This is a genomic window from Nocardia sp. NPDC060220 (genome assembly GCF_042727815.1).
In the GTDB taxonomy this organism is placed as follows: Bacteria; Actinomycetota; Actinomycetes; order Mycobacteriales; family Mycobacteriaceae; genus Nocardia.
Window position 1 is genome coordinate 1 of sequence record NZ_JBHWZY010000488.1, and the last position, 5,268, is coordinate 5,268.

At 65.7% G+C, this 5,268-nt stretch carries 5 protein-coding genes and 1 pseudogene; 1 reads left to right on the plus strand and 5 read right to left on the minus strand.

The window, feature by feature from the left end; genetic code table 11:
- Positions 1–124 precede the first annotated feature (124 nt).
- From ACFWF3_RS23210 to ACFWF3_RS23225, 4 genes are all read right to left on the minus strand, one after another.
- Complete coding sequence (locus ACFWF3_RS23210; protein ID WP_378992883.1) at positions 125–979, minus strand: ABC transporter permease; 855 nt, start codon at positions 977–979, stop codon at positions 125–127.
- A complete protein-coding gene (locus ACFWF3_RS23215) occupies positions 979–1,806 on the minus strand; it encodes an MlaE family ABC transporter permease (protein ID WP_378993011.1) in 828 nt (275 codons plus the stop codon). The genes ACFWF3_RS23210 and ACFWF3_RS23215 overlap by 1 nt, the downstream gene beginning before the upstream one ends.
- 626 nt (positions 1,807–2,432) lie before the next feature.
- The gene (locus ACFWF3_RS23220) at positions 2,433–3,716 is read right to left on the minus strand and encodes a sensor histidine kinase (protein ID WP_379315248.1); all 1,284 of its coding nucleotides are present in this window, start codon (positions 3,714–3,716) and stop codon (positions 2,433–2,435) included.
- Positions 3,704–4,378 (minus strand): winged helix-turn-helix domain-containing protein, encoded by a 675-nt coding sequence (locus ACFWF3_RS23225; RefSeq protein WP_378992881.1) that lies wholly within the window; start codon positions 4,376–4,378, stop codon positions 3,704–3,706. The genes ACFWF3_RS23220 and ACFWF3_RS23225 overlap by 13 nt, the downstream gene beginning before the upstream one ends.
- 124 nt (positions 4,379–4,502) lie before the next feature.
- Here ACFWF3_RS23225 and ACFWF3_RS23230 point away from each other — a divergent pair, with 124 nt between their 5' ends.
- The gene (locus ACFWF3_RS23230; protein ID WP_378992880.1) at positions 4,503–4,721 is read left to right on the plus strand and encodes a hypothetical protein; all 219 of its coding nucleotides are present in this window, start codon (positions 4,503–4,505) and stop codon (positions 4,719–4,721) included.
- Positions 4,722–4,798: 77 nt separating this feature from the next.
- Here the strand turns inward: ACFWF3_RS23230 and ACFWF3_RS23235 are convergent.
- Positions 4,799–5,268: pseudogene (locus ACFWF3_RS23235) on the minus strand (hypothetical protein); the annotation flags it as partial.

Consider the following 5,268-nt stretch of genomic DNA (forward strand, 5'->3'; position numbering starts at 1 on the left):
CCCGGTCGACTTCATGTACACGACGGTGAGCCCACCGACGATCAGCGCGAACGCGACCAATCCCCGCAAGAACAGAGACAATTTCGACGGACCGCGTCCGTCCTTGTCGAACAAGACCGACATCTCACCCTCCCAGCCGCGCGCTGGCCCCGATGCCCCACAGAGCGATGGTCAGCATGAGATTGACGACGATCATCACCGAGATCGCCGCGCGCATGGCACGGCCGGCCGCGATGCCCACTCCCTGTGGTCCGCCCGCGGCGTAGTACCCGTAGTAGCACTGGATCGTGGTGGTGAGCAGCACGAAGACAATCGCTTTGCCGAGCGAGTAGACGATGTCGGGCCCGTTCAAGACGAGCTGGAAGTAGTGACGATAGGTCCCGATCGACAGCCCACCCGACATACCGACCACCATCTCGACAGCCACATAGTTGGCCGCCAAACAGAGCAGATACAGCGGCACGATCGCTACTACGGAGGCCAAGAGCTTGGTGCTGACGAGATAGGGAATGGATCGGATCGCCATCGACTCCATGGCGTCGATCTCCTCGGAGATACCCATCGAGCCCAGCTGTGCGGTGAACCGGCAACCTGCCTGCGCCGCGAAGGCCAGTGAGGCCATGATCGGCGCCAACTCGCGCGTCGAGGCCGTCGAGGCGACCAAGCCGATCGCGGGCTCCATACCGAGCAGATGCAAGGCGTTGTAGCCTTCCAGCCCGATAATTGCGCCACCGGCCGCGCCCAGGATGATGATGACCCCCGCGGTTCCGCCGCCGACGACGATCGATCCATTTCCCCATGCGATGTCGGACAGAGTCCGCATGAACTCGACTCGATAATTGCGGAGCATCACCGGAATCGACCCGGCGGCACGCACGAAGAAGGTGAGCATGTGCCCCAGGCGCATGAATACGACGCCGAATTTCTTCGCATATGTCGTCACCGATCTGGTGCCGAACGGGTAATAGGTGGATGCCATTACAAGCCCTGCCTGGGAAACAACATCATGAACAGCTGCGTGAACAACACATTAACGATCATGAGCAACAGGATCGAGGAAACAACCGTTGAATTCACCGAGTTCGCGACACCGGCGGATCCACCCTTGGTCGTAAGACCCTTATGACAGGCGACCACCGCGACTATCGCGCCGTAGACCACCGCTTTTACCAGAGTCAAGACCAGATCCCCCACCGTGGCGAACGAGGCGAACGTCGCTACGAAACTCCCGGGCGCACCGCCCTGAGCGAAGACATTGAAGGCATAGCCCGCCACGAAACCGACGAAGCACACTACCCCGGTCAGCGAGACGCCGATGACGATCGCCGCCAGAAACCGCGGAACCACCATGCGCCGGATCACCGAGACGCCCATGATCTCCATGGCGTCCAGTTCCTCCCGGATCTTCCGCGATCCCAGGTCAGCGCAGATGGCCGACCCGACGGCCGCGGCCATCAGCAGCGCCGCCACCATCGGGGCGCCCTGCCGGATGACCGCCAAGCCGCTGGCGGCCCCCGCCAGGGAGGTGGCACCGACCTGACCGGCCAGCAGTCCGAACTGAATGGAGAGCGTGACCCCGATCGGCAGGGCGACAAAGATTGTCGGCAAGACGGCCGCCGAAGCCATGAAGGCCCCCTGCGCCAGGGTTTCCCGCACAGCCAACTTCCCCGTGAAGAGGTCGACCAGCAGATATTGCACCGTACGAACACCGAGGACGAATTGGCCACCGACAGTGCCGATGGCAACACCGGGATGCCGGTCGAGATAGCCGCGGAACCATGCGGCGACCTCTCTGCTCGCCGGCATGACAGACCGCTCCGAGCTCACCGCTCGCCTTTCACGGCGCTTGCCTGCTGCCGGATCAAATCCGTTTACCATCGGTTCGCGCGTCTCCATTCGGGTAACACCGCCCAATTGCCATTCCCGAGTGTGCGTGACGTCACACGGTCTAGTCAACAGAATTCTGGAATTATTTTCGAGCCAATTCAACCATTTAGTTAAATGGCACGACAATTTGCCCGCCCAGAATAATGGGCGAGCTCTCACTACGCATCGGCGTATATTTACGATCGACAAATATAATGCAGGGAATTCAGATTCTATGGACTGTCCGACCAGTCGGACACCCCTCCGATCGCGGCGCCGTAGGAATGTCCGCGCCGTAGCCACCAGCGTGCGGACAGGGCCCAGCCGCGACGCGAGTTCCGACGAACCATCCCACTCCTCCCGACCGCCACGCTATGACCACCATCCGCCTACCGGCTCTTACAGTTGCCACTCGACATCACCTGCCGAATCGACTCCGGACTCATGGGCGGCGTAGGTCGCCCGCAGCCGCCCGACATGACGTGAGCAAGCATACTGTATTACTTACAGTTAGTCACGCAAGAGTGCTACAGGCTGCTCGGCAGCCGTCACGGCGGGCACACCGTTCAGATCGCGGCGCGCGGCGGTGGCAGCACCAGGGTGGCGATCGTCCCGCCGCCGGCCACCGGTTCGATGGTGGCGGTGCCGCCGTGCGCTTCGGCGATCCAGGCCACCAGCGCCAAGCCGATGCCGCTGCCACGACCGCCACTGACCCCGCGCTCGAACGGATTCGACGACAGCTGGGGTGCGAGCCCGGTGCCGTGGTCACGGACGCAGACCCTGCCCGCGCCGACGAAGACCTCCACCGGCACCCGCGGATTCACCGCGCCGTGGGTGAGCGCGTTCTCCACCAGATTGCGGATCGCCAGGCCGAGCAGACCTGGGTCACCCACCACGACAGTCGGTTCCGCGCGCAGCACGAGACGGTCGGCGCCGAACTCCTCGACCACCGACTCGGTCAGCTGATCGAGCAGCAGCTGCACCCGCTCCAGCGTGGCCGCCCCCGACTGTAGGCGAGCCCTGGCCAGCAGACCTGCCACCACCCGCTCCATCCTGGCGCCGAGAGCCCTGGCATCGGCCAGCACCTGTTCGGATTCGGCCGGTGTGCGTGCGCGCGGCACGGTGACGAGCCGATGCGTGGCGAGCGGAGTGCGCAGTTCGTGTGCCGCGTCGCCGAGGAAACGTTCCCTCTCCTCGACCAGCGCCAGCGCCTGACGCATGCTCCGCCCCGACAGCAGATGCCCGCCGACCGCGGCGGCCGCCACCATCACCGTGCCGCCGACGGTCAATGCCCGCAGCAGGAGTGCGCGGCCACGGTCCCACGCGTCGGGGTCGGCGCCGGTGATCAGGACCGCCTCGCGGTCGGAGTCCTCCCAGCCGAAGGTCGCGGCGGCCAAGCGGACCCGGCGCCCTGCGCTGTCGATCGAATCGCGGTAGATCGTGTCGCCCGGCGCCTGGGTAGCGGCGTCCGCGGTGGCCGCGATCCCCGATTCGGCGGGCATGTGCGATCGGAGGTGTCCGTAGTGGACCGTCCAACCGCCGGTGGCGTCGGCCGTCAGCACCAGGATGGCGATCTCGCCGCCGACCAGCTCGTCACCGGGCAGATCCGTGGTGTCGACGGCGTCGTCCTCGTCGAGGTAGAGACGCGGACCCAGTCCCGTCAGCACCTGGTCGAGATCCGCGTCGAGGGCATTGTCACGGGACCGCGCGTCGATGACGGCGGCCACCAGGCCGAGCACGATCAAACACAGCATGGTGATCGCGGTGATGAGCACCGTGAGCTCGATCCTGGCCCGGTGCAACCGCGCCACCGCGGGACGTGGGTCGGAGGTGGCGATCAGGACTCGCACGCGACGCCGCCCAGGACGAAGCCCGCACCGCGCACCGTGTCGATCACCGGAGGGGCTCCGAGCTTGCGCCGCAAGCCTGCCATCACCGCGTCGACCACGTTGGAATTCGGTTCGGCCATCTCGTCCCAGCACGCCTCGATCAGGTCCGACCGCGACACCACCGCGCCCGCCCGTGTCGCCAGCAGTTCCAGCACCGCGAATTCCTTCGGCGTGAGCGAACGCAGGATGCCCGCGCGTCGCACCCTGCGGCGCGGCAGATCGATCTCGATGTCGCCCGACCGGAGCAGCGCCGGAGTGGGATGATCACGGCGACGGCACAGCGCCCTGACCCGGGCGGCCAGCTCGGCGAGCGCGAAAGGCTTGCCGAGATAGTCGTCGGCACCGTGCTCGAATCCGGCTATACGGTCGGACAATTCGTCGCGCGCGGTGAGCACCAGGGCAGGCACCGGGCAGCCACGCGCGCGCAGTGCCGCGAGCAACCGCAAGCCGTCACCGTCGGGCATTCCCCGGTCGACGACGAGGACGTCGTAGGTGTTCACCGAGATCTTCAGATCGGCGTCGACGAGCAGATTCACCAGGTCGACCGCGAATCCGGCTACTCGGAGCCCGGACGCGATCTCCTGGCCCAGTCCTTCGTCGTCCTCCGCCACCAGCACACGCACGAGTAGTGAGAGTAGGGCACGGCCGGCACGGGTTCGCGGCGTGGCGACCTCACGAAAATCTCACGCGCACTGCGGTTCTCTGGTCCTGCCCCGGACACCACCGGGTTGCTACGAAAGGAACACCATGAGCTTCAAGTCCGTCATCACCGCCACCGTGATCGCCGCGGCCTCCGTCGCGGGCGCAGGTCTGGCCTCGGCGGCGCCCGCCGTGCTGCACACCGGTTTCGTCGGCAGCTACGCCACCTTCGAAGCCTGCGCCGCCGACGGCGCCTCACCGACCACCGGCGGCGCGCAGTGGGAGTGCGTCGAGGTCGCCGGTGGCTGGGACCTGTACACCTACTGATCCCACCCACGGCGGTGCCGGCGGGGTGCCTCTCCGCGCCGGCACCGGGGCGATTCAGTATGGCGATGGTTCTCTGCTCACCCGCAACTGTGTGCGGGTGGGATGGCTTGTGGAGGGAAGAAATCTATTCGGTTCGCGTCGGATCGAGGGAGAAGGAAGGCTGCTCCGTGCGTACGGCTCCAGGACGTCGGGAGCAGCAGGTACTGGTTTCCTGATTGCAGGATGAGTTTGAGGCCGTCGTAACGGAAGTGGTAGGCGGCGTCGGGAGCTGGGCAGGTGAGTTCCACGACGCCCGGCGCCGCCAGGCCGAGGCGTTTGTCCGAATAGACCGACACGCTCGGCTGTTCGGCGAACGTTTCGACCTGCTCGATCGCTCGGCCGGTGCCGACGGCAGCCGAGTAATCGGCTACCGCCCAGAAGAGCCCGACACCGACGAGAACGAACACAGCGCCCCATTCTCCGGCGGTGAGGACGTCTGCCGATGATTCGGTGGTGGCCTGATCAGTGCGTCTCGATCGGACGGCGGAAACGATCAGAAAGATTCCAC